Origin of the sequence: Chitinophaga sp., from assembly GCF_036569185.1 — a bacterium.
Classification (GTDB): domain Bacteria; phylum Bacteroidota; class Bacteroidia; order Chitinophagales; family Chitinophagaceae; genus Chitinophaga.
This window is the reverse complement of record NZ_DATCRD010000236.1, coordinates 12439-33875: the sequence shown is the minus strand read 5'-3', so window position 1 is coordinate 33875 and position 21437 is coordinate 12439. Positions and strand designations below refer to the sequence as shown.

General features: G+C 47.9%; 12 protein-coding genes. 3 read left to right on the top strand and 9 right to left on the bottom strand.

Translation table 11 applies throughout. The features are described from left to right. Positions 1–101: 101 nt before the first annotated feature. Positions 102–5555, top strand: a complete 5454-nt coding sequence (locus VIM72_RS17840) for an Ig-like domain-containing protein (RefSeq protein ID WP_332004186.1) — start codon at positions 102–104, stop codon at positions 5553–5555. Positions 5556–5700: 145 nt separating this feature from the next. Here the strand turns inward: VIM72_RS17840 and VIM72_RS17835 are convergent, their stop codons facing one another. The 9 genes from VIM72_RS17835 to VIM72_RS17795 all read right to left on the bottom strand — a co-directional run bounded on the left by VIM72_RS17835 (position 5701) and on the right by VIM72_RS17795 (position 19920). Then, positions 5701–7026 carry a MutS-related protein gene (locus VIM72_RS17835; protein WP_332004185.1) on the bottom strand — a complete coding sequence of 442 codons (1326 nt, stop codon included), beginning with the start codon at positions 7024–7026 and terminating at the stop codon, positions 5701–5703. A 10-nt stretch (positions 7027–7036) separates the two neighbouring features. After that, positions 7037–8371 (bottom strand): MutS-related protein, encoded by a 1335-nt coding sequence (locus VIM72_RS17830; protein WP_332004184.1) that lies wholly within the window; start codon positions 8369–8371, stop codon positions 7037–7039. Positions 8372–8385: 14 nt separating this feature from the next. Then, the gene (locus tag VIM72_RS17825) at positions 8386–10701 is read right to left on the bottom strand and encodes a Gldg family protein (RefSeq protein WP_332004183.1); all 2316 of its coding nucleotides are present in this window, start codon (positions 10699–10701) and stop codon (positions 8386–8388) included. Between the two features lie 22 nt (positions 10702–10723). Continuing rightward, positions 10724–11653 carry an ABC transporter ATP-binding protein gene (locus VIM72_RS17820; RefSeq protein ID WP_332004182.1) on the bottom strand — a complete coding sequence of 310 codons (930 nt, stop codon included), beginning with the start codon at positions 11651–11653 and terminating at the stop codon, positions 10724–10726. Positions 11654–11797: 144 nt separating this feature from the next. Then, on the bottom strand, positions 11798–12727 hold the full coding sequence (locus tag VIM72_RS17815) for a hypothetical protein (RefSeq protein WP_332004181.1): 930 nt from the start codon (positions 12725–12727) through the stop codon (positions 11798–11800). A gap of 27 nt (positions 12728–12754) precedes the next feature. After that, positions 12755–14185, bottom strand: coding sequence for a RagB/SusD family nutrient uptake outer membrane protein (locus VIM72_RS17810; protein WP_332004180.1), 1431 nt, complete (start codon positions 14183–14185; stop codon positions 12755–12757). An 11-nt stretch (positions 14186–14196) separates the two neighbouring features. Then, a complete protein-coding gene (locus tag VIM72_RS17805) occupies positions 14197–17790 on the bottom strand; it encodes a SusC/RagA family TonB-linked outer membrane protein (RefSeq protein WP_332004179.1) in 3594 nt (1197 codons plus the stop codon). A 264-nt stretch (positions 17791–18054) separates the two neighbouring features. Then, positions 18055–19260 carry a FecR domain-containing protein gene (locus VIM72_RS17800; protein ID WP_332004178.1) on the bottom strand — a complete coding sequence of 402 codons (1206 nt, stop codon included), beginning with the start codon at positions 19258–19260 and terminating at the stop codon, positions 18055–18057. A 57-nt stretch (positions 19261–19317) separates the two neighbouring features. Next, positions 19318–19920: an RNA polymerase sigma factor gene (locus VIM72_RS17795; RefSeq protein ID WP_332004177.1), complete on the bottom strand. Its 603-nt coding sequence runs from the start codon at positions 19918–19920 to the stop codon at positions 19318–19320. Positions 19921–20306: 386 nt separating this feature from the next. Between VIM72_RS17795 and VIM72_RS17790 the strand changes: the two genes are divergently transcribed. Both VIM72_RS17790 and VIM72_RS17785 read left to right on the top strand, forming a co-directional pair. After that, the gene (locus VIM72_RS17790) at positions 20307–20534 is read left to right on the top strand and encodes a dodecin family protein (protein WP_332004176.1); all 228 of its coding nucleotides are present in this window, start codon (positions 20307–20309) and stop codon (positions 20532–20534) included. A gap of 37 nt (positions 20535–20571) precedes the next feature. Next, positions 20572–21189, top strand: coding sequence for a DUF4142 domain-containing protein (locus VIM72_RS17785; RefSeq protein WP_332004175.1), 618 nt, complete (start codon positions 20572–20574; stop codon positions 21187–21189). Positions 21190–21437: the final 248 nt, after the last annotated feature.

The following is a 21437-nucleotide window of genomic DNA, read 5'->3' as shown; positions in this document are numbered from 1 at the left end:
CGGGCCAAAAACAACGTGAATTAGCTAAAAAAATACTGTAATCAGAAGGGGTATGGGAATATTTTTGGATGCTAACAATTGAATCCCTAAATAATTCCACAATGAAAAAAATTTGCTACCCTTTACTACTGACTATTTTTTACCTGGCCACCTCTTTGGGTATACGTGCGCAAACGTACACCTGGAACCAGGTCCGTATAGGCGGATCGGGTGTACTGCCTTCTTTTGTGCCGCACCCTAAGGTCCCGGATCTTTATTTTATCACTACCGATGTAGGCACTCCTTACCGGTGGAATAAGAACCTGCAAAAATGGGAGCACTTAATGTTATTCAAAAAAATACCGGTCAACTACTGGAACTGGGAATTCAGCCAGCGTTGCGGCAGCCTGGGAGTTGACCCTAATGATTCCACCGGCAATATCCTTTATGCTACCGTGGAGAATAGCGCCGGTTCCGGACCTGGCAGGGGCTCCAGTGCGGTAGGCACTATCATGAAGAGTACCGACAGGGGAGATAGCTGGACTGACCTGCATGTTCCCATTGTTGTACATCCCAACAGCACACAGGTTTACGGCGAACGTATACAGGTGGATCCTGCCAACAGTAATGTTGTATGGGTGGTAACAGACCAGAATGGCGCCCTGAGAACAGAGAATGCGGGCGCCACCTGGGCCCAGGTAAGCGACATTACTACACCGGGCTCCTGTGCCTTTCTTCTTTTCGACAAAAGCTCCGGTACCGTTACTGTAAACGGGCAAACTGTTACCAAAAGGATTTATATAGGTCGCTCCACCGGCGTGCTCTCCTCAGAAGATGGCGGTGTGTCTTTCAACCTGATGAGCAATAGTCCGCAGTATCCTACACGTGCTGTGATTCATGCCGATGGAACCATGTATGTATCTGCCGGTACTGAAGACCAGCCAAAAGGCGTTTACAAGTATAGGAACGGCGGCTGGCAGGACATCTCTCCTTTGACTTTGGTACCCGAAGTGGGTAAGCCGGACAGGTACTTTTCCAAAGTGGCGGTAAGTCCTGCCAATTCAAATGATATCGTTGTAAGCGTCCGCGGCTCCTGGCAAAAGGATCCTTATTTTATTTCAAGGCAGGGCGGCGCTCCCGGCTCCTATACACAGGGAAAAATCAACCGTCGCGATAATTCGGAAGCGCCGCATTCGCCAAACGATGGCTTAGCATATAATGATCCCGGGCATAATGCTTTGGGTTTTACCTGGGATCCTTTTTACCCTGACAGGGTATGGATCAACGATATGCTGGACATACTTTCTACTGATAATATTTTTGCATCTGCTTCCGACTGGAAGATCCGCGTGGTGGGCCTGGAGGAGATCATGGTAACAGGCCCCATGATGGCTCCTCCCAGCGTAAAGAACCAGCTGATCACTGTTACTGCAGATGTGGGAGGCAGCCATCACCGCTCTCTCACGGAGCCATTGTACGAGGGCGCAGTTTCCTATACCGCGCTGAACTCCAGTATCTTCTCTGCATTTAATATGCAGGGCGTAGCTTTCCAGTATACCGATCCTGATTTTGTGGTTCGCGTGGGCAGCGACGGCCCGGCGGATAATAACCTCAGTGCATCGCGGGCTGGTTATTCAACCAATGGCGGTGATGCATACACGCTTTTCCCGAAGTCGCCCGGTGTACGCGGCCGTGTAGCCGTATCCGCCAACCGCAGGAACATTCTCTGGCTCACCCAGATGGATGGTAATAGTCCGGGTAATCTGTACTGGTCGGAAAACCTGGGCAGCTCCTGGCAGAAATCCACCGGTCTTAATCCGGGCATCCTGCCCGCAGGCCCGCAGTGGAACCTGTATCCGGGGGAGAACCATCTTGCAGCAGATAAAGTAAACGGCGATTATTTTTATGTGTGGGACCGTGGTTCGTTTTATGTAAGCTCCGATGGGGGAAAATCATTCACGAAAGCGGCAGCCACAGGTCTTGCTGCGAATGCAGGCAGTAACCCTAATGGCTCTGCCTATGCCACCTCTTCCAATGTGGAGGTAACGCCGGGAAAAACAGGCGATGTATGGATCGCATATCACAATGAATCATATCCTGAATACAGCGCTCTCTATCATACTGTTGATACCGGCAAAACATTCACCAAAGTAGGCGGCGAAAATTTCAAACCCAAATGGATAGCAGCGGCCATGTCAGATACTACGCTCAATGCGCATTTAGCGCTGTATGTGACCAGCCAGGCCATTCCTATCAATGGCATTTATCATGGCGCATTCCGCTCAGATGATACCGGTCGTACCTGGACTACCATCTTAGACCGGTTGCCGGGTGTGGCACCAAATATTACGGCCGACAATAAGGGAAGAATGTTTATTTCCGCTCATGGAAATGGCATCTTTTTCGGCTCCCCCGTAGCCGGCCCGGTTCAGTCGGTGGAAATAATCAACCCCGCATCAGACACTATTGTAAAAGGATACTCCGTTAAGCTGAATGTAAAGCTTACGCCTACTTATCCTACCAACCCGGCGGTTACCTGGAGCTCCTCTGATACTGCCATCGCCAGGGTAGATCCCTACGGGAATGTAAGCGGCATTAACGCAGGCATTGCTGCTATTACCGTTACATCGGTGGATGGAGGAAAAACAAATACCAGGCAGATCACCGTGATACCTCCAACTATATCAACCGGTATTACCATAGATAGCGTGGTGTATGGTACCATGAATACGCCTAAGCAGATAGCCATTACCGTTATACCTGCCAATACCACCAATAAAAAACTTAACTGGTCGGTGGCAGATAGCACCATTGCCACCGTGGATGCCAACGGTACGGTCACCGGTCTGAAACTCGGTGCTACCACCCTCACTATTACTGCGGCCGACGGAGGCTTTACCAAAACCGTACAGCTCATCGTGAACACCACGGTAACTGCTATCAACGCAGGAACCACGCAAAACCCGCCATCGCCATACCAGAATACGGCAATCGGTCAGTATGTACCCGAAGGGCCGGGTGGTACCGATAAGCTTTGGCATGCCGGGTATACCGGAACCGCCCGTATCACAGCAACGGTAGACCTGAGCCAGGTAACAGAGCCGGCTCCCCGCCAGGTATATGAGTATATGCGCGTGTCTAAAAATAATGTGACACAGATGCGTTATTATTTCCGCAACCTGATTCCCAATGCTAACTATTCGCTGCGCCTGCACTTTGTTGAGCCCAGTGATGCAGATAAAGCAAACCGGGTGTTTAGCGTGAAAACAGGCGGTGACAGCCTCATTAACTTTAATATTTACCAGGCCGCCGGCAATAAACTGAACACAGTGGTTACCCGTACTTTGGAAGCAAAAGCAAACAGTACAGGTGTGATAGAAGTATTCTTCTATCCCAAAACCGGTACCAATGATCCTTACAGCGCTTCCATAGCTGCTCTTGAAGCCCGTATCATCCCACTCCAGGGAATAAGCATCTCTTCAGACAGCAGTCATCTTTATGTAAGCTATAAAGACACGCTGAAGCTAACTACTACACCGGCAAATGCCACCAACCGGAACATGGCGTATACCTCTTCCGATCAGTCTATTGCCACGGTAGACCTGAACGGGGTGGTAACCGGGAAAGCTGCGGGAACAGTTACTATCACTGCCAAATCTGCTGAAAGCGGTTTTACAGCTACCAAAACCTATACGGTCATCTACATACCTGTTACAGCCGTGACGCTGGACAGCACATCCGCCAATGTATTTGTAGGATCTACCTTACAGCTGAATGCCGCTATCAGCCCGGCAAAAGCCAGCAATAAAAAAGTGATATGGACCTCCTCGGATACTACCCTGGCCAAAGTGAGCGACAGCGGTCTTATCAGCGGTATTAAACAAGGCGATGTGATAATAAAAGCCACATCGGCAGATAACCCTGCTATCACTGCACAGGCCAATGTTCACGTTGCCAATGTGCTGGCCACCGGTCTCACGTTCCAGCCATCCACGGCTATCATCGGGGAAAGAGATACACTGCGGGCAAACATTACCTTCATCCCCGCAAATACTTCTATCCGGAAAATAACCTGGAGCACTTCTGATGCCAGCATTGCTGTGGTAGACAGTGCCGGTCTTATTTCCGCTATCAAACAAGGCACTGTTACCATTACCGCTAATACGCAGGATAGTTCCGGTGTTTCAGCTATTTTGCCGGTAACGGTAGTGCCGTTTGACTCCTGCGGAGGAATACCCAATTACGGATTTGAAAGCGGTCTTGTTAACTGGGTGACTTACAAAAAAGATCAACCTTTTGTGGGCGCTGTGTACACCGTTAGCGGGAAAGGGCATTCCGGCGATAAAGCCGTTACAATGGGCTTCACTACCGATAAAACAGGTTTGAATATTCAGGGCACCATACCAGTCAGAGGTGGCAGCGTGATCGTATTTACAAAATGGATTAAGGTAGAAAGAGACGCTACGGGTTATCCCTGGTGGGCAGGATATGGCGTTGGTTTTGTAGACAGCCTCGGCGCTCCAACAGGTAATGCATCTTATTCAAAAGAGGTATACAATGTGGCTGCCTACCGCGATAACTGGGCTCAGATAAAAGATACCATCAACGTTCCCGACAGTGCAACAGGGCTTACCTACTGGATGGCCAAGGAAGGATTCGGTACTGTATGGCTGGATGATTTCTGTGTAGAAGTGTTAAAGACAAACAAATCGGTTGTTTACGGCATCAACGCGGGTACCACACAAACGCCTCCCGGTCCGTATGAGAATACCACCTTTGCACAGTATGTTCCGGAAGGGCCTACCGGTACCGATAAACTATGGCATGCAGGTTATACATGGGTGCAAAAAGTAAATGCTCCGGTAGACCTGTCTTATGTAACTGATCCGGCTCCCCGGCAGGTATATGAATATATACGTGTATTTAAAAGCAACGTGACCCAGATGCGTTATTACCTGCGCGGGCTCACCCCCAATACCGTGTATGCTATCCGGCTGCACTTTGTTGAGCCACAGGATGCGGAAAAAAATAAAAGGATATTCAGTGTGAAGGCTACCAATGGGCTGGACAGTCTTACTGACTTCAATGTATACCAGGCTGCCGGCAACAAGCTGAACACCGCAGTAATCCGCACCATCAGGGCAACGGCAAACAGCGCAGGTTTGATCCAGGTTTTCTTCTATCCTAAAACAGGGCTGTATGATCCATATAGCGGCTCCATTGCTGCCGTGGAAGTGCGCACATTAACGCCTGCGGATTCACTGGAAAGCCTGAACGGAAACCAGAACGGACCGGCTGCAGTGATCAATAATAAAATAACCACCCGCAACGACCTGGATTTTACGACACAGGTATATCCTAATCCTTCCAGCAGTGCGTTTAATGTAAAAATGACCTCTGCCTCAAAAGCGCCTGCACTGCTGATCATTGTTAATAATGCCGGCAGTATCATTTATTCCGCCAGAATATATGCCGGCGAGACCCGCCAGGTAGGCCAGGAATTAAAAGCAGGTATTTACTATATCAATATTAAACAAGGACTTCAAAGTAAAACAACAAAAGTGGTGAAACAATAACACCACCATTTAAAATAAAAAAGGCGTCTCAATTATGCAGTGCCCCCAATAAGTTAGACACTTATTGGGGGCACTGCACACTGAGACGCCTTTTCAATTGACTATACGGGTTACAGATGCCCGAACTAATGATAGGATCGGTAAGTTACAACATCTCCAGTATACCTTCATTTTCAATAATGATCATTCCCTGCCGGTCGGCCGTAATACCGGGTTGCAGCCGGTAGGTGTACCTGGGCACAGTGCCTTCCATTACAGTAGGAAGGAATCCAAACTGTATGTTATTCCCTTTTACTTTCAGTTCTTCCCCTACCTCGAAAATATGTGTTGAGATAATAAAAAAACAGGCGGTGAAGGCATTGAATGCAGCGGTTACTGCAAGCGTGGCATCATAAGCGTCTTTTACATTGGTGCCTTTAAACAATTCATCAAAGATGATAAAGAGACGTTTTTCCGCTGCTACTTCTTCTGCTACTTTTTTTACACGGAGCACTTCCGCATAAAAGTGGCTGTATCCCTTGTTCAGGTCGTCGGGTACATTTACGGAAGAATAAAGCCCGTCGAGAACGGAGAACTCTACTTCTTCAGCGGCTACCGGGAACCCCATATGCGCCAGGTACAGCATGATACCCGTTGCTTTCATAAGGGTGGATTTACCGGCCATATTGGCGCCTGTAAGGAACAGCACATTGCTGTTGCCATTAAAAGAAAGGTTGTTTGCAACGGCTTTATCCAGGCCGGGATGTTTAACGCCTTTTGCGTGTAACATATTTTTTTCTTTGGGAGAAGCTATAGCGTAGGAAAATCCTTTCTCCCTGGCAATGCCTGCTACAGTGATGTATACATCTATCTCATATGTAAGTTCCAGCAGGGTTTTTAAATGCGCCTGGAACACATAAGTAAGCAGGTGGTGCAACCTGGCGGTTTGCAGCAATGATCTTTTTACAGAAGCACGTTCTTCCAGTACCGCTTTCAGCCGCTCATCGCGGGTAATGCTGCGAACAATACCGGCCCAGTTTTCCCAGGGCGTGCCTTTATCGCGGCCTTCGTTTTCGAGCTGCTGAAGCATGCGCGCACCGCTTTTTAAAACGGCGATGCAGTTACTGATCCCTTCCTGCAGCAACGGATACGTATCGTCTTTCACCAGGATTTCCATCAGCCTTTTCCTGCCGGTATGCCATATGGCAACAGGTAAGGCAGAGTCGCCTGCTTCCTCCAGATAGGCTTCGGCGCCGGCCATCAGCGCTGCATCAAATGGAAAGGTAAAGGCGTTGTCATGAAAATAACGGAAGGATTTACTCCTGCTGTTGATGGCATCCGCATCTGTAAGCGGATGATTGAACATCGCATCCAGCAGTTTTTCACCACCCCTGGTGTTTACCTGGTTAAACAGACTGAAAACTGAGTTGGTATTATATTTCCCTAACAGCGACAGATCATCCAGTGTTTGTTTGTCGGCAATAAAGCTCATGTGCTTTTCTTTATTGATTTTTCCTGGTTAATATATCCAGGATACCTTCATTTTTTATAATAACCATCCCGTGCCTGTCGGATGTGATCCCGGAGGCCAGCTTGTGCGTATACACGGGTTTATTCCCCTCCATTAACGTTGGCAGATATACGAAGTTGATATTGCTGCACTTTTCCCTGAGCACATCACCGGCTTCAATGATATGCGTGGATACCACGAACATACAATTTTGCCTGCGTGCAATAGCGGATGTGATGGCAATGGTAGCCTCATATGCATCTTTTACATTGGTACCGCGAAACAGCTCATCAAAGATCACGAACAGGTATTTATCCCTGCTTAGTTCCCTGGCAATAGTTTTAATACGCAGTACTTCTGCATAAAAATGACTGGCTCCCTGGCTTAGGTTATCCGGCAGGTTAATAGTGGTGTAAATACCATCTCTCACGGAAAACTCCATCCTGGAAGCCGGTACCGGGAAACCCATCTGGCCCAGGTACATGGCTATTCCCAACGCTTTCATGAAAGTGGATTTACCGGCCATGTTTGCGCCCGTCAGGAAAATAATATTGCCGGATGGCGTAACAGACAGCGAGTTGGCTATGGGTTTGGTTAAGCACGGATGATAAAAATCTTCCAGCATTACTGTCTGCAATGTTTTGGGCAACGCAGTAGGAAAGGAATATTTCCTTTCCCTGGCAGTGCGTGCCACAGAAAGGTATACATCCGCCAGGTAAATTTGTCCCAACAGTTGCAGGATGCTTTCCCGGTGCCGGAAGCGGAGTACTTTATCGTACTCCGCAATCCTGGCAAAGGAAAATTTTTGTCTGGCATGTTCCTTTATGAGCGGCTGTAGTTCGTCCAGTTCCAGCAACCTGTCTATGGCCGCCAGTTCTTTGCTGTAGGGAATATCCGCTACCTGTTGCCGGATGCTCTCCGCAAATGCTTTGGTAGTCTGCAGTATATGGATCAGGCAGATCACGCCTTTTTCAATAGCCTTGTATTCAGTATCGGCGGCAATGAGCTGGTTGAATTTGCGGTTCAGCGTATCCTCATGCTCATTGAGCCGGGTGCGCTCATCAGTGTTCTGCAGATGTTGTTCCGCGGCATCAAACCATTCGCTTTCGTAGGGGAAAGAGATCTCCTTCCCGGAAAAAGCACGGATAATACTGCTGCGGGCGTTGATCGCATTTTCTTCCGACAAGGGGTTGCGGAACATTTCTTCCAGTAGTGTTGATCCGCCACGGGTAAAGGTCCGGTTAAAGATCGCGTACACGGTATCGCTACCCCCTTTCCCGAAAATGTTCAGATCATTCAGCGTTTGTTTATCGGTCATTAAGCTCATACCAGCTATCTGTTTTACTTTCTTCTTCTCCTGATGAGTAAAATGGTGCTTCCAATTAATAGTATACCGGGAATCACACCCATCAATCCGTATTTCACCACTTTCAGGCTTTCCTTGGTAAGGAAAATTTCGTTGTCGGAACCAACGGGGCGGCTTACATCCACAGGTACGGTTCCGTACGACAGCCAATGGAACATACCCGGGATCAGGTTAAAGTTGGCAGCTCCGTATATGCGTATAGGTGGTCTCATACCGCCGTTGCTGATACAGTCTGCATCCCCGATGATCATGATGCGTTGTTCCTTGTTGCCTACTTTTCTTGACAGGGCCAGCGCAGTTACAAAGCTGTCTACCTTTTCGCCGCTGGCGATATCCACGGTGGCGGAATCATTTACATAGTCGATGGTTTGCAGCTCATTCCATGTTTTCATGGTATCTGTCTGCAGCACGGGAATGGCTTTAAAGCCTTTATCTTCGGCCATTACAAGCCCTGCTGATTTTACCATACCTACATACAGGTGCCGCTGGATCATGTCGGTGAACATTGGCGCTATGGTTTTGGATGCTTCTGTTGGCCGGCATACTACCACGTTAGCGGCTACGTCCTGCTTAGGCTGCACCAGCTGGCCGGGTATTGTTTTAACGCCAAACTGCGCAATAAACGATTCCATAATGCCGGATCCCGGTTTCAGCGTAATGGCCAGGTTGCCACCATTGGCGATGTATGCATCCAGTTTCTTTTTTACAACAGTATCCATGAGTTGCTGCATATCGGAAATCACGATGATGTCTACTTCTTTCGGCACCTGTTTATCTCCGGAAAGGTCTAGTGTTTCCACATCGCAGCCCTGGTTGGTGAGTGCATAACGGAATGTTTTAACAGAAGAGAACAGGGTATAATCACGGATCCTGTCGCCTTCTATTTTCCTTTCGCCCTGTCCTTCCAGGAAGCCGATACGGGGCAGCTTCATGACCATGCGTTTGAAAACCGCTGAGATCTCTGCTTCACCCGGGAATTTCATCATGTCGTCATAAATTCTCAGGAAGGCTTTTTGCCCGTTCTCTCTTTCTACCAGGCGTACAAAAGTGTTGCCTTCGTCTGTGAGGTCGATCTTCTTTTTAGCCTGTTCCTTCTTAATTTCTTCCGGCGTGAGGAACATATCAATATCGACTTCTTTGAGATCTGCTTCTTTCCTCGCCTGTTCTGCGAGCGGCTTGTTTTTATAGATGAAATCGAGCCGCGGGTTATTACTGGGTTTATCGTAATAGTAAACGTATTTCAGTTTTGTTTCCGGTTTAAAGCGGATGTATTGTTTCAGGCGTTGTTTGTCTTCATTCACCTGTTCGGGCATACCGTTATAGTATTCCCTGTCCAGCAGGTTCACATAAGTGGTGATGGTCATGCCTCCGTCGAGTTTGGCCATAATGGCCTGGCTGTTGGGTGTGAGGGTATTCCCTTTTGTTTCGGTGGCATCATAATAAGCCATCAGCACGGGCCTTGAAGTAGCGTATCCCAGCGCCATGGCAGAAAGCACTACCAGACTGTATTTTCCCCATACGCTGGAGAAAGAGGCGTGTGTACGGTTGGCCTGTAGTTTCATCACGCTGAGGGTGAGGAACATGCATACAACGATAAGAAAATATAGTACGTCTTCACTGCAGATAAGGCCCATGATCATTTCATTACAACGGCCTGAAATAGAAAGCCAGTAAGTAATGTCGCGCACGAAGCTGATATCCTGCCAAACCTTGTTCATGTAGCTAAGAGTAGCCAGTAATACCAGCGTACCCAGTGCGGCCACCACCTGGTAGGAGGTAAGACTGGACATAAACAGCCCGATAGCAGAGTAGGCGCACATCAGCAGGTAAATAGACAATAAGCCGGACCATACGGATGGCAGATCAAAATGATCTACCGTGCATACGCCTATCAGTGTATAGATGAGCAGCACGCCTATGAGCAGCAGGCTGTACATCATCATGGCAAGGAATTTACCACGGATGATCTGGGAAGAAGTAACCGGGGAAGAATACAATAATTTGATAGAGCCGCTGCTCAGTTCCCGGCTCATGAGCCCCATAGTGAGCAATGGCATATAGAGGTACAGGTAATTCTGCACAGTTACCAGCAACCCCATTTGCCCGGAAAAGATATTGGCAGTAATGAACATGTTGCCAAAACCGATACGCTGCGACCGCAGTACTTCCTGCAGGTGCTCTGAAAAAGCCATCCCTGTCTGAAAGGTAAATACGATAAGGATCATCCAGGCGATCGGTGAGTAAAACAAGGTGAATAATTCTGCCTTGGCGATCTTGAAAACTCGTCTCATTTAATATTTTTTTATCAGCTTTTTATTTGTTGTTTTTTTTCGACAACCTCGCAAATACCGCATCCAGCGAGCTCTTTTCGATGATCAGCTCCATCAGTCCCCAGCCTTTGCCTACGCTTATTTCCGCCAGTTGCTGCACGGTTTTCTTTTCGCCGTCGTATCCCAGCCGGAAGCGGGTAGGCGCTACCTGTTCTATAGACCTGATGCCTTCCAGCTTCAGCAGTTCATCATTTGCGGGAGGCATATCCAGGGATATGATCAGTGTATTGGGCTCAATGTAATTGTCGAACATCTCGATGGTGCCGGAGAATACCATCTGTCCTTCCTCTATCATTTTGATTTCCTTGCAGGTGGCCTGCACTTCGGTGAGGATGTGCGTGGAAAGCAATACGGAACGGTCCTGGGCAATTTCCTTGATGAGGTTCCTTACTTCCACGATCTGGTTGGGATCGAGGCCGTTGGTAGGTTCATCGAGCACTACAAATCTTGGGTTATGCACAATCGCCTGGGCGATGCCTACGCGTTGCTGGTAACCGCCGGAAAGGTTCCTTAGCAGCCGTTCCCTGAAATGGGCTACCCCGCATCTTTCCAGCGCCTGCTGTACCGATTTTTTTACCTGCGTTTTCTCTACCATTCTCAGGTCGGCGCAATAGGTAAGGTATTCTTCTACGGTGAAGTCCTGGTACAGCGGAAGTTTCTGGGGCATAAAGCCGATATTCCTTTTGGCCTCCACGGGATCATCTTTCAAATTAACCCCGTTAACCAGTACATCACCTTTTGTTTGTTTCAGCACTCCACAAATGATATTCATGGTAGTGGATTTGCCGGCTCCGTTGGATCCCAGCAGGCCAACAACTCCCTGGCTGTGGATCTCAAAATTTATATCTCTGACCGCCCACTGCGAATTATAGCGATGAGATAAGTTTTCAACTTTTACAATGGCGTTTTCCATTCATTACGGATTGTTTAATAAATAAAATAGCTGCGCAAGGTGTTGTTTACACGATGCTTTGTTATTAATAATATATTATGAAGATGACTGCTGATGTAATGTTTCCCGGGATCTGATCCCCGGGAAACAGTTACAGGTAACGGATTAATAGGTGGCGTTGGCAATAGCGCGAACGTCTATACGATATTTTGTTTTATAATAGTTAACCAGGATATCAAACTTCTCTTTGATCAGCGGGTAAGCAAGGTAAGGCGCTATCTGTGCATCGGTCCTTTGGGTGATGTTCAGGATAAAGGAGCTGATATCATTTGTTTTGGCAGTGCTCCATGAATAGGTACCGTTATGCCATTCAAACGGTGCACCGGATACTGCATTATAGGAAGATGGCAGGAACCCTTTCTCCCGGTAAGCCTCTACATTGGCAGGATTGGCCGCATTGAGCGGTGTTGCGGGAGCAGCGGCCGTGTAATTGCTCACTGCATAGAATGCTGCCGGCACATCAATAATGTTATTGCCGAGGTAGTAGTTCCAGATAACACCTGTAAGGAGATTCTTTTTCGCGATCTTATCTGCAGGCGTCATGGTGCGCAGGGAACTGTTCATACCGGCAAAAGTGATGGATTTCCCTACTACCTTGTAATCAAAATACAGGTATTCCCTGCCTGGAGGAAAACCAACCCTGTATTGCTTAATGGTATCTGCCATCATTACACGGTAGGGAATACCCTGGCTTTTTTTGAAATCGTCTGGCAGGAATTTCAGCCAGATATCATCCAGGAAGTTCAGCATATCGCCCACGTAAGCCGGGTTTCCCATTACAACGGTATCTATCTTTGAATTACCGGTACCGCCGGAGGGCAGCCATTCAAAATCCTTTTGTGTGAACACATACAGGAAATAGGAACCGTAGGTATCATAAAGCTGCTGGATTTTATCATTCGCTTCTTTTGATGCATTTCCCTGCGGCAGGGTATAATCTTCTTTTATCGGCACCGGGGGCCCGATTTCGGTATCCTTTGTACAGGAGAATAATAAAATGCCGGAGAGACAGCCGGTAATAAATATTTTCTTCATGTTATTATTGTTATAGCTTGTTAAACATTATTGCCCGTTCCTGTCGGCCATGGTACCTGATGGATTCTGCTTCAGCGCAGGATTTCTCAGCAACAGGCTGGTAGGGAAAGGCAATGTGTACATCGGATCTCCTGACGCGAGGGTATAGTGCAGTATGGGTTCTCCCACTTCGTGCTGGTAACGGTGGGAAATAGCCGGCATGCCATAGCGGCGCAGGTCGAACCAGCGGAAGCCTTCGTAACAGAATTCTTTCCGGCGCTCTTCTCTTACCGCCTGCAGCAGCGCTTCTTTAGTGCCGATATTTTCATCGGCGTAGCCAATAATGCGGGTCCGGCGCAGATCATTAAGATCTTTCATGGCGGCAGCGAGCTTACCCAGTTGCACATTTGCTTCGGCCCTGTTCAGTACTGCCTCCCCGGTACGGATGGTTTGTGTGAGCTCTACGCTTGCGGTGTTGGAGAATTTTGTTACCAGCGGGGTGCCACTTTGCTGATCCACTACGAATCCGTATTTCAGTCGTACGTCGTTGGCATCAAAGCTGGCGCGGAACTCTCCTGCAGGAATATAAGTGCTTTGGTCGGGCTGGGTGGAGCCACCATACATCCATTCCACTTCCGGGTTGGTGTAACTAAGCCAGTAGCCGGTGGTGATACCTGTGAGGTCCGTAAGCATGCCTCCCTGGGTAAATACTTTGTCGGCTTCTGCTACGCTTTCTGCCCATTTTTCCATATAGAGGTACACCCTTGACAGCAGGATATGAATAGCCGGCTGATTGATATGAAAGTCCCTGCGTGCTACTGGCAGCGGGTCCATCAGCCTGGCGGCTTCATTCAGGTCGTTTACCACCTGGTTGTATACTTCCGCCACAGTTGCCTGTTGCAGGTATTCGGCGGAGATACCGGAGTTGAGTTTCAGTGGTACTGCCAGTGCAGTGGGATTGCTGTTGTAAGGCGCTCCATAAAGATTTACCAGTCTGAAGTAATAGAGCGCTCTCACGGCAAGCGCTTCTCCCTTTACCCTGTCTTTTTCCTGCTGGGTGCCAATGGCATTGTCGATGTTATCCAGTACGGCATTACATCCTTTTATCAGTTCATAAAAATAATAGTAAGTGGTAGAAGCCGGATCTTCACTGATCAGGTCTCCTAACCCGTTCCTGTCGGCCAGTTTGGGTTGCCAGGTATAGAAGAGATAATTGCTTTTGGCAATGGAGCTTCCCACTACGGTTTCGCCTGTGCCATTTCCGTATTCAATGTGGAGGTCTACATCATCGTCCATAAAGTAAACGAAATTGGTAGGATCGTCTCTTTTCATATAACCTGATCCGATCAGGAGCTCCCTGAAGTCGATGGCTGTTTTCGGAATTACGTCACTCTGCGATTGTTCTTCCAGCAGTTTGGAACAGCTGCTGAATACCAGCAGGCCTGCGATAAAGAAAAGGGAACATAATTTATATTTCATGCGCTTCAATATTAGAAAGTCATATTAAAAGATAATGACGTCATCCGGCGGGCGGGCCAGCCGGCTGTTTCAGGATCATAGCCTCTCCATGCATCATCCATTGTTACCAGGAACGGGTTGGTCATACTGAGAGAAGTGCTCAACCGCTTTATGTGCACCTTTTTCAGCAGCTGTGGCTGAAACTCGTAGCTTACAGATAACTGGCGGCAACGGATAAAATCGGCATTGGCCACCATATAATCGGATAAGTTATACAGGTTGTAGGTAGACACTGTAACAGGAGAAAGCGTAGGCAGATCGATCTCAAACCTGCGTGGATTTCCCGGGGGAATAGCAGGGATATTGGTATGTTGTTCATCGCCGGGTTGTTTCCAGCGGTCGTTCAGCACCCTGGGAACATTTTGTTCGGGAGTGGGCGCACCGGAGGCGTTGTAGTAAACCGGCAAACGTTTCTGTGCGCCGAATGCCATGGCAAACTGTGCATAGAAGGAAATGTTTTTATACCTGAACATGGTATTGAAACCACCGGAGAAATCAGGTTCCAGCTTACCGGATTTTACGAGGTAATCCAGGTCGTTGGCGGTAGGCTTGATATCCATGTTTTTGAACATCGGCTGCCCGTTGTTCGGGTTCAATCCCGCAAAGGCATAGGAATAGAAAGTAGAGTAAGCCTGTCCGTTTACAATAGCTGTTCCGTTCAGGTAATCTTCCCTGGTGTTGATCCTTTCATTTTCTTTCAGGATGTTGCGTGCAAGACCGGTATTCACTGAAAACTGCCACATAAAGTCGGTGGTGCGTACCGGTATCAGGCTTACGATCAGGTCGTACCCGGTGTTCTCCATCCGGGAACCGAACACAGTAGCGGAGTTCATACCATTTTCAACGGGCACCTGCCTGGAAGCAAGGATATTGCTGGTTTTCTTGTACCAGTTAGCAGTAGCATTAAAGCGGCCATTCCACATGGAGATATCAATACCAAGGTTCCATGTTTTTGTTTTTTCCCAGCCCAGATCAGGATAAGGCAATGATTTTATGTTCAGGGTATATTGTTTGAAGATGCTGCTAAGGCCTCCGTCTGTAGCTATGAGATAGGGAGACACCGCTTCCACGGCATTCCCCTGGTAACCATAGGTGGCGGAAAGGTCCAGTGAATTCAGCCACCGCTGCGACTGGAGGAATTTCTCATTCGCAACACGCCATCTTCCACCGAGCGACCAGGTTGGCTGGAACCGTTTATTTTTATCCTGGCCAAAACGGTTGGAGGCATCCAGCCTTGCATTGAAGTTGAGTATATAGCGTTGATCAAAACCATATACCGCTGAAAAATATTCACTCAGGTAGTTACTTTCCTGGTTAACGATCCTTGAATTAAGGCGCATCAGCTCATGAAGATTGTCTGGGTTGCCGCTGAGTAAAGTTGGCATCAGCGGAACGGGAGCATATGTTTCACCGCGGTAGCGCAGGTAGCCATAGCGGGTATCTGTGTTTCCCTGTGCAAGCGCGGATCTGGCTTCAATACCGCCTTGCAGCGTCATGGTATGGCGTTCACGGAAAACGCGGTTATACACCAGGGCATTCCTGAAAGTATAGCCTTTATTGGTGGCGTTCTCCAGCTGCGCCAATCCGCCAAAGGGCAGTCTGCTGGCTAATTCCTGGGGGGAATTGGACAATACGCTGCCAAACTCGTAACCTCTTGTTTGTGTGATATAGTAAGATAATTCTGTTGCGTAGGACTTTATATCAGAAGAAGCGGCGGTATATGACAACAGGCCCTGGTACTCCAGGCCCTTCAGCAATTCCAGCCGTACATCCACGGTAGACGACAGGGTAGTGGTAGTGTTTTTGTTGCCGGTATTATCAATTTCATTCCGGATGTTGTACAGGTAGCTGGCTTTTCCGGGGATAGCGGTGCTGGCATCACCTCTTTTTTCATGGAAGAAAAGGGAGCCGTCGTCGTTGTACATGGGGATAGTCCTGGAGGTATTGTAGGCATAGTCGAACGGGCTCACACCATAGGCAAAACCATCTGTTTCCCGCATGCTTCCGTTCAGCAGGAGGTTTACCGTAAGTCTTTTTCCGAAGCGGAGGGTGGTGTTGGAAGATGCAGAGAAGCTGGTCAGATCATTTCCTTTTGCTTCGCCTTTCTGCTGCTGCATATTAAACGAAGTCCTGTTCACGATTTTTTCGTTACCGCCGGAGATGCTTACGCTATGGTTTTGGTTAAAGGAATTCCGGAACAGTAAACGGAACCAATCTGTATTCTGATTTTCCAGCTTACGATATTTTTCTTTATAGGTAGCGTAATCGATCTCCTTATTCTGCAGTTGCTGGATCAATGCTGCATAGCCTATGGGCAGTACATCATAGGTGTAGCTGTCGCGGGCTTCGTATACTTCTTTTGAGAACTGCATCAGTTCCTGTGAGTTCATCAGGTCGTACATGCCGTAGGAAGGGCGCTGGCCAACGGAGAGGTTGGAAGTGTAGGATACTGATAACTGTCCCGGTTTTGCTTTTTTCGTAGTAAGCACAATCACGCCGTTGGCCGCCTGTGATCCGTAGATGGCGGTAGCGGAGGCGTCTTTTAATACGGTGATGGTTTCAATATCGTTTGGATTGAGCCAGGAGATGGCGTTGGAGGCCAGCAGGCGCAGTTCGCCCGCATCTCCCGCCAGTGAGCCGCTGCCGTTTGGAAGGGGCAGCGGATCGCGCTGGATCACGCCGTCTACCACCCAAACCGGTTCCTGGTTGCCAAGGATGGTGGAAGTACCGCGGATGCGGATCTTAGGGCTGGAGCCTACCTGGCCCGATTGCACCATTACCGACATGCCTGGTACCACGCCCTGCAGCATCTGGTCGATGCTGGTTTCACCGGCGATCTTTATATCATCTGCTTTCACAGAATAAACGGAACCTACGTAGTTGCCCTTGTTTACGTTCATATAACCGGTGATCACCACGTCTCCTATTTCCATATCCTTTCTGTGCAGGGTGATATTCATGACAAGGTTGTTGCCATCGGTAACGAGTAACGATTTCGACTGGTCTTTATCCACCGTATAGGCGGTATACCCGTTAGTTCCTTTACGCACGCCTATTTCCAGTGTTTCATACCCCAGCATGGTGATCAGGAGCACGGTATTTTCGGGGAGATGTGTAAAATAAAAAGCACCATCAGAAGAAGTGACCGTTCCGGTAACCGTGTTCTTTATCCGGACGGAAACGCCCGGGAGCAGTTCCCCGGTGGCGGACCGGATCACTCCGCTGATAGTGGTTGGAGGCGCCGGAATAGTCAGGACATCGGCGGAAGAAGGCGTCTTGCGCGAGAGGACAATTGTTTTGTCTTTGATCAGGTAAGTAACAGGAAGATCTTTCAATACTACATCCAGCAAATCTTTCAGCGGCATGTCCCGTACAGAAAGCGATACGCTCTGCGCATCGCTGATGGTGTTGGTATTGCTGAAAATCACATAACCCGTTTGTTGTTTAATGGCGGTAAATACTTTTTTAATAGGTATAGTTTTACCCGATAGTGTAACGGTTTGGGCATGTCCCGAGGCATTTGCCTGGAAAATGGCGGCTGCTAATAAAATGACGGTTAGTCTCATTACCAGAAAGATTTTGGTTAGGCCCATCTGTTTTCCCGGGCGATCGGGCGGCCAATAGCATTTTTTTTGCATAAATTGCAAGGGATTTGGTTGTTAATAAATGTGAATTGCAATAAACCGTTTAGAAACCAACTGAGTCAAATACACCGTCACGGCCGCAATCCGTGACGGTTTTTTTTAATGGTTGGTTTGATTCAAATAAATAACCTGGCCGGGCCATAAAGGCCCCTGCTGTGTTTCTTCGGTGCAGCTTATCTGGTACTTTTATTTATTCAGCACAATCAGTTTGCGTCCTTCTACTCTAAAGTCTACTTCTGTCCTTCTTAATATTTCCAGCAGGTCCGACAGGGAAATCTGCCTGCTCATTTCTCCGATAAATTGTATATCCGGTATACCATTTTCATATACTACATCTATATTATACCAGCGTTCCAGTTGCCGCATCACTTCTTCAATACCGGCGCCTTCAAAATTGAACAGGCCGTTTTTCCAGGCCATGATTTTTTCCATGTCCGGGTGATTGATCACTTCAATTTTTCCCTCTGGTTTATTAGCGCCGGAAGTAGTGCTGATCTGCGCCTGCTGGCCTGGTTTAAGCACAATGCTGGCAGGATGGGTAGCTACTTTTATGCTTCCGTTGAGCAATGTTGTGTTGATCGTTTTTTCATTTTCATAAGCATTTACGTTAAACAACGTGCCCAGTACTTCTATGGATGCTTTATTATTTACATTCACCAGGAAAGGTTTGCCGGCATCTTTAGCAACTTCAAAACAAGCTTCTCCATATACCTCCACTTTTCTTTCATTGCCTGTAAAGGCAGTGGGATAGCGGATAGAGCTGGCTGCATTCAACCATACTTTTGTTCCATCGGGCAATGTTACCTCGAATTGCCGCCCTTTAGGCGTGGTCATTTTGTTGTACTGAATACCGGTGGCGGCTTCACCGGAAGGATCGTACTGCAGTTTCCCGTTCGATAATACCACGGAAGTACCGCCCTGCTGCGCCACCACGCCGCTGGCCATACTGTCCAGCACCACCTGGCGCCCGTCGGCCAGCGTGAGTATAGCGCCCTGCATGCCCGGAGTGATCTCCGCAGCCTTTGCAGCCATTGGCGCAGGCGTATCTTTTTTATTAACCAGGAAGTAAGCGCTTCCTGCAAGTAACAATGCCACAGCGGCGGCCCAGCCCCACCTGCGTATAAAATGGACGCGGTGAACCGGCGCAGCTACCGGTCTGTCAAATTCAGGAACCTGTTCACTGATCCTGCTGGCAATCCTGTTGCTGTTATAGGCATAGAACTGCTGAAGACCGGCCACCAGCTGCTGCGGATCGTTGAGCTCCGCAAAAAGACGACGGTTATCTTCGGAGGCATTGATCCATTCCGTTAATGCGCGTTCTTCCTCCGCATTCAAACTATTGTCCAGGTATTTGCCAATCAGGCCGGCTATGTAATGATTGTTCTCTGTCATGTTGATACTACTAAAACAACTAACGCTGCTTTTTATACCGCCCTATTTAAAAAAAAATTACCGTTGCAGCATCAGCAACGCGGAAACCAGCACTGGCAGGGAGATGAGCTCGTTTTTTAAAAGCGCGGTGCGTAATAATCCTACTCCTTTTGCTTTTTGGTTCAGCACAGTTTGATAGGCCATATTCAGTTCGGCCGCTATTTCCTGCGCGCGTTTTCCTTCAATAACGGAAAGACGAACCACCTGCCGGCATTGCGGCGGCAGTTTTTCTATTTCAAGAAAAATAGCCTGTATGACCTCTGTTTTGATATAGGCTTTTTCCACATCTATGGAAAAGCGGTCGGCATCCCTTTCTATCAGCTGGTGAATATCACCATGCCTTTTTTGTGCTTTAATGTGATTAAGCGCGGCATTCCTGGCGGCAGTGAACAGGAAGCCCTTCAGCTGGGCGAGGGTGGGGAAGTCCTCTTTTTTCTGGAATGCCTGGATGAAACATTCCGAAACAATATCTTCGGCGGCCATCGTATCGGCCGTCAGCTGTTCAGTGAAATAACATAAGGCACGCTGATATAACGCATAAACCTGGTGCAGTGCTTTGTGCTCGCCCTGCTGAAAAGAAGAGATCAGCGCAGTTTCCTCGTATGCTTGGTTGCTTGACAATGCCTTATATAATGTTCATGTTTGGAGGCACAAACTAGAGTAAAAAATTTCAAGGACAAAGCCCTGTTATTAAAAAATTGGAAACTAATTAGTTATAGATTTAAGAATAACAATTGATAAAAAGGAAGCACTGTATGCATATACAGCCAGATTATCAGGAAAGAAACGGAATAGTTGCTGCTGGTGCTGTTTAAATCATCCTTTTGTTGCACATTTTTCCCATAGCAACCGGAAGCTTTATGGATAAGGGTTTCCGGGCAGATCCGGCAGGTTCCCCTGTATATAAAACCTGGCAGATTTCCTGGTTTAACCGGCGCCGGGTGGCCGGGTTTTTGTGCCGGATTGTGCGAGTTGCAAGCATTTTCTCATCTTTAAAAAACAATTTTATGGCTATCGTAAAAGTAATTGAAGTTATTTCTTCTTCTGAAAAAAGCATTGAAGATGCTATCACCAACGCAGTAACAGAAGTATCAAAAACGATCCATAATATAGATTCTGTTTTTGTGAAAGATATTAAAGTACATGTAAAAGACGGGAAGATATCCACATATGGGTTAATCTGTAAGGTGTCTTTCCGTATAGATGAGGGAGAACGGAACCAGAAAACGGCCTAGCCGCAGGTTCCGGCCTGCTTCAAAAAAGGAGGGTATCATGAAAAACTTATTTTGCTGCTGTGCGGTATTATTGGCGCTGTGTGGTTGTAATAACAGGTCTGCAGACAGCGAGAAAGAAGCGAAAGCCGCCAATGAAGAAAAGATCGACAGCCAGATCATGAGTAACCGGCTGGCCGACACGGCTGTAACTGTTCCTGCCAAAACGGATGCAGACTTCCTGGTAGAAGCAGCCAGCGGCGGCATGACGGAAGTGCAGCTGGGCCAGCTTGCCCGGGATAATTCCATGAACCGGGAAATAAAGGCATTCGGAGAACTGGTGATAAAAGATCAGACGGAAAGCAGGGAGAAACTGAAGAACCTGGCCCAGTCGAAGAATATTGTACTCCCCGGTGAGATCTCCAATCACCAGCAAAGAATAAAGGAACGGCTTGGAAAAAAGAAAGGAGAAGAGTTCGACAGGGCTTATATCAGCCTGATGATTGATGAGCATAGAAAAGATATCCGGGAATTTGAAAGGGCGGCAAAGAATGCGGCAGATCCGGAAATAAGGGCTTTCGCAATAGATCGGTTACCTGTGTTGAATGCTCATCTTGATTCGGCCAGGAACCTGCAAAAGAAAATGGGAATACCCGTTGGTCCGCCGCCCTATGAATAAAGGTTATATACTTGTAGTATATAAAGTCATAAACCCGGGAATACCTGACTAAATTCCCGGTAGGAAGATTTTGGCATCAGAACAGTATGGATGCCGTTACTAAGACACTCCAGCGCTACGGTATGGATACTCCATGTTTCCGCCGTATTTCCGACCTATATAAGCCCTATCCGAGCCGTATTTAAGCCGTATCTATTAAATATGGCTTATCTACATCTGATTAATTTGCGTATGCTGCCACATCCTGC

Bases quoted from the DNA above. Each gene is read 5' to 3' on its own strand.
- VIM72_RS17800 (WP_332004178.1), bottom strand. From the start codon at position 19,260: ATGACAGAGAACAATCATTACATAGCCGGCCTGATTGGCAAATACCTG.
- VIM72_RS17835 (WP_332004185.1), bottom strand. From the start codon at position 7,026: ATGAGCTTTATTGCCGACAAACAAACACTGGATGATCTGTCGCTGTTA.
- VIM72_RS17790 (WP_332004176.1), top strand. From the start codon at position 20,307: ATGGCTATCGTAAAAGTAATTGAAGTTATTTCTTCTTCTGAAAAAAGC.
- VIM72_RS17810 (WP_332004180.1), bottom strand. From the start codon at position 14,185: ATGAAATATAAATTATGTTCCCTTTTCTTTATCGCAGGCCTGCTGGTA.
- VIM72_RS17820 (WP_332004182.1), bottom strand. From the start codon at position 11,653: ATGGAAAACGCCATTGTAAAAGTTGAAAACTTATCTCATCGCTATAAT.
- VIM72_RS17840 (WP_332004186.1), top strand. From the start codon at position 102: ATGAAAAAAATTTGCTACCCTTTACTACTGACTATTTTTTACCTGGCC.
- VIM72_RS17785 (WP_332004175.1), top strand. From the start codon at position 20,572: ATGAAAAACTTATTTTGCTGCTGTGCGGTATTATTGGCGCTGTGTGGT.
- VIM72_RS17805 (WP_332004179.1), bottom strand. From the start codon at position 17,790: ATGAGACTAACCGTCATTTTATTAGCAGCCGCCATTTTCCAGGCAAAT.
- VIM72_RS17830 (WP_332004184.1), bottom strand. From the start codon at position 8,371: ATGAGCTTAATGACCGATAAACAAACGCTGAATGATCTGAACATTTTC.
- VIM72_RS17815 (WP_332004181.1), bottom strand. From the start codon at position 12,727: ATGAAGAAAATATTTATTACCGGCTGTCTCTCCGGCATTTTATTATTC.
- VIM72_RS17825 (WP_332004183.1), bottom strand. From the start codon at position 10,701: ATGAGACGAGTTTTCAAGATCGCCAAGGCAGAATTATTCACCTTGTTT.